General features: G+C 52.5%; 4 protein-coding genes. All 4 read left to right on the plus strand.

What is annotated here, in order from left to right:
• The first annotated feature begins 148 nt into the window (after positions 1 to 148).
• A complete protein-coding gene (locus tag ACTG34_RS13335; RefSeq protein ID WP_439105376.1) occupies positions 149 to 985 on the plus strand; it encodes a hypothetical protein in 837 nt (278 codons plus the stop codon).
• A 53-nt stretch (positions 986 to 1038) separates the two neighbouring features.
• Positions 1039 to 2022: an endonuclease/exonuclease/phosphatase family protein gene (locus tag ACTG34_RS13340; RefSeq protein WP_439105377.1), complete on the plus strand. Its 984-nt coding sequence runs from the start codon at positions 1039 to 1041 to the stop codon at positions 2020 to 2022.
• Positions 2023 to 2081: 59 nt separating this feature from the next.
• The gene (gene leuB, locus ACTG34_RS13345) at positions 2082 to 3185 is read left to right on the plus strand and encodes a 3-isopropylmalate dehydrogenase (protein WP_439105378.1); all 1104 of its coding nucleotides are present in this window, start codon (positions 2082 to 2084) and stop codon (positions 3183 to 3185) included.
• A gap of 492 nt (positions 3186 to 3677) precedes the next feature.
• The coding region (locus ACTG34_RS13350; protein ID WP_439105379.1) for a DMT family transporter at positions 3678 to 4406 on the plus strand (729 nt) is incomplete at its 3' end.

Genomic DNA, 4406 nt, shown 5'->3' on the forward strand with positions numbered 1-4406 from the left:
TTGTTAACCTTAACCATTCCTTGCTGACGCAAATGAAAGAAGGCAGAAATTGGGCAATATTGAGGCAGTCCGTCATAATTGGCGGGATCAAATTGGGAAAAGACCGCGGCTTCGCATCGCGATCGACCACTTTGAAAGGGATTGGGCAGTGCTTAACCGCATTTTAGGTGCAATTGTGCGCGCGGCTTTGGTCGTATCGCTGATCGTGATGCCATCGGTATTTTTACCGAACGTATCAGGTGACTCTGCACAGGTTATCGCACTTATTGCGCTCTTTGGCGCCGCTCTCACCTTTTTCGAATATGTTTCCGCCTACCCAGGGCTCGTTGAATTTCGTGACGCCCCCCCATTCAACCGTATCCGGTTCGGTTCGCTTTTTGCGACCGTCTTTCTCCTCACGGTCATTATGCAAGGCACCGTTGAACCCTCGGTCCTCAGCATTCTTGTAACAGCCATCGGCGGGTTGATTGGCTATGTGATGGACTTCCAGTATTCGCCTGTACGCTTGATCATTCAATTGCTACCAAAAGATATGCCTATTGATCAGGTGGCAATGGTGCGTGTGGCGGCAGGTATGAGCTACCTCATCTCACTTATATCGTTGTGCATTTTCTATATCGCGCTCAGACTTGGGAATTGGCCAGCGAAAAACGGCACGTTTAACGTTTGGATCAATCTGCCAACGTTTGACCCCACGGCGGGTGGCGATGTTGTGGCACGCCTGACACGTGACGCTCGCGTCAATATCATCTTAGGATTTCTCTTGCCGTTCCTTATCCCCGCAGTGCTAAAGTCGGCAGCAACATTGTTTGGCACGATTTCGGTGGAGAACTATCAATCGCTTATCTGGGCCGTATCCGCATGGGCCTTTTTGCCCGCATCGCTGTTCATGCGCGGAATCGCGATGGGACGGGTCGCGGATATGATTGCCGACAAACGCCGCAAAACCTATGCAAACGCCGAGTTCGATCACCAGCCAGTTTAGGCACTGCCGTACTCGTCGCCCTTTGGGGATCGGCGTCCTTTGCGAGTGATGGGTTGCGCATCGCCTTTTGGGATGTCGGCCTAACGCGCAACGGCCCCGGCCTATTGCTAAAAGACATCATCGAAAGAGATGCCGACGATATCGCAGCAGCACGCGATCATATTCTGTACATTGCTCCTGACATCTTGCTCATAGCTGGCTTTGATACCGATTTTGACGGCTATACCGCAAAAGCCTTCGCTGACTTTTTAGACGATGGTTACACGTATACATTTTCGACCGTTGGCAATGTTGGGATTCCATCTGGTTTTGATCTCGATCGCGACGGACGACTCGGTGAACAAGAGGACGCATGGGCATACGGGGATTTTCGTGGACAGGGCGGATTGGCACTTCTATCCAAGATGCCTATTGTGACCGATGACGTACGAACATTCACGGATCTGCTTTGGGCAGATGCGCCGCAAAGCCGATTTCCATACGATTATTTCACACCCGACGAATCCAAATTGCATCCCCTATCATCTAACGGCCACTGGGTGGTTCCAATCCGCTGGGGTGACACAAGACTGGACCTTTTGGCGTTCAAGGCCGCCACACCCGTTTTCGATGGTCCCGAGGACCGCAACGGGCGCCGGAACGCCGACGAAATTGCACTATGGCGACACTATTTGGATGGAACACTCTCGGTAGGTCCGTCATCTTCGTTTGTTATCTTAGGCAACGCAAATCTCGATCCGGTCGACGGTGAGGGGCTGCATGGTGAAATCATCGCGCTTCTTAACCACAAAGACATCCAAGACCCTTTGCCCACCTCGGACCATGGTGCGCAGATATCAAACCCACTGCATCACGGCGACCCACGAGGAGATACCGCGGACTGGCGTGATCCCAATCCCGGGAATTTGCGTGTCGATTATGTGCTCCCGTCCGCCGACCTTAGCATTGTACAAAGTGCCTTGGCATGGGTTGAAGGCGACCACTCTTCACTATTTTCACACGCAATGGTTTGGGTCGATATCGCGCCGCTTCCTTGACCTTAGGGCGCAGCTCGGCTACGCGAAACCAACGCCTGAAAGACAAGGAAAGACACGCCATGAGCAACCCCTCCATTCTCATTCTTCCCGGTGACGGGATCGGCCCCGAAGTCATGACCGAAGTGGTCAAAATCATTGACTGGTACGGTGCCAAACGTGGCCTAACGTTCGACGTGACACACGACCTCGTCGGTGGTGCCGCTTACGATGTACATGGTGCGCCGATTTCGGACGAGACAATGGAAAAAGCCCAGTCTGTCGATGCCGTTTTGCTCGGTGCTGTTGGTGGACCGAAATACGACAACCTCGATTTCTCCGTCAAACCAGAGCGCGGCTTGTTGCGCCTGCGCAAGGAAATGGACCTCTTTGCCAACCTGCGCCCCGCGCAGTGCTTTGACGCATTGGCTGATTTCTCTTCGCTCAAAAAGGATATCGTTGCGGGTCTCGACATCATGATCGTGCGTGAACTGACCTCTGGTATCTATTTCGGCGAACCCCGTGGCATTTCGGTGGAGAACAACGAACGTGTGGGCATCAACACACAGCGTTACACCGAAAGCGAAATCGAGCGCGCTGCGCGTGCGGCATTTGATCTAGCGATGAAGCGCAACAAAAAGCTGTGCTCAATGGAAAAAGCCAACGTCATGGAGTCGGGCATTTTGTGGCGCGATGTCGTGACCGAAGTGCACGCTGACTACCCCGAAGTCGAGCTATCACACATGTATGCCGACAATGGCGCGATGCAGCTTGTACGCGCACCAAAGCAGTTCGACGTCATTGTAACCGACAATCTGTTTGGCGACATCCTATCCGATTGCGCCGCAATGCTGACGGGGTCTCTCGGAATGCTTCCTTCTGCGTCCCTCGGCGCGCCGATGGAAAATGGCCGCCCCAAAGCTATGTACGAACCCGTACACGGTTCGGCCCCTGACATTGCGGGTCAAGGCAAAGCAAACCCGATTGCCTGTGTACTCTCGTTCGCCATGGCCCTTCGATATTCGTTTAACGAAGGCGACGAAGCAACACGCCTTGAAAAAGCAATCGAACACGTTTTGGCAGACGGCGTACGCACCGCTGACTTGGCTGGCGAAGAGGGCGTCGTTCCCGTATCGACGTCAGAACTGGGTGACAAAATCGTCGAAGCACTCGACGCGTCACTTTAATTTAAGACGAACAAACGATCAAAAGGGCGCCCGTCACGGCGCCCTTTTTTGCATGACAGCGACCGCGCAGCGTCAGTCAAAGATATCAAATACGTCTTCGGCCATATCTTTGATTAAATACGCCAATCCGCGCTTTTTCCTTTTGCTTTTCGGCTTGGATTTAGAATTAGGCTTCGCTTTCATCAGCTTACCCAGCCTTTGCGTATCTTTCGCCCGCTTACCGGTCACCGTAAACGGATCAATAACATGATCTACCCGTAGGGCCTTCATCCGCGACAAAGGGGCCGCACAAGAGGCGCATTTCAACTCATGGCGAACGCAAGATGACAACGTTAAAACTGTCTGCGCGCCGCAATAGCAACATGTGCTTGATTTATGTGTTCGATGCATTTTCTTTATGTGGGGTGTGCGCCACCTGAGGCAAGGGAGTGTTTGCGTCAAACCGCCGCACATGATTAGTGTGCATGAGATTTGTTATATCGGACCGTTAATATGAATATATCTGGCGCCTTTTTTGCTCTCATCGCTTTCGCTGTTTTCGCGACACACGACGCGCTAATCAAGGTGCTGGGAGCTAGTTTTTCTCCGTTCCAGATGATCTTTTTCACGACCCTATTTTCGTTCCCGCTTGTGACATTCATGTTGATCCGAGATAAAAGTAGCGGTCATTTGCGCCCAGTGCATCCGTGGTGGACTCTCGCACGTACGGCCGCCGCGATGGTCAACGGCATGGGTGCATTCTACGCATTTTCGGTTTTGCCACTGGCTCAGGTCTACGCGATTATTTTCGCCTCGCCACTTATCATCACAATTCTATCGATTCCTGTGCTGGGCGAGCGTGTTGGGATTCATCGTTGGGCTGCGGTCATTGCGGGATTGATCGGCGTGATTGTCGTTCTACGCCCTGGCAGCACCGAATTATCTCTTGGTCACCTGGCCGCATTGGCATGCGCGTTTTTTGGCGCGTTCGCCTCAATAGTGGTGCGTAAAGTCGGTCGTGAAGAGCGGACAGTGGTGTTTTTGTTGTACCCGATGGTTGCAAATTTCATCGTCATGGGAGCGTTGATGACGTTTGACTACCAACCGATGCCTTTGACCGACATTGGCGGAATCGCCGCAATATCACTCTTTGGATTCACAGGGGGTGTTCTATTGATTGCGGCATATAAAGCATCAGAGGCAGCGATTGTCGCACCGATGCAATATTCACAAATCATTTGG

This window comes from Celeribacter marinus, assembly GCF_965656515.1.
Taxonomy (GTDB): domain Bacteria; phylum Pseudomonadota; class Alphaproteobacteria; order Rhodobacterales; family Rhodobacteraceae; genus Celeribacter; species Celeribacter marinus_D.

Bases quoted from the DNA above. Each gene is read 5' to 3' on its own strand.
- leuB (WP_439105378.1), top strand. From the start codon at position 2,082: ATGAGCAACCCCTCCATTCTCATTCTTCCCGGTGACGGGATCGGCCCC.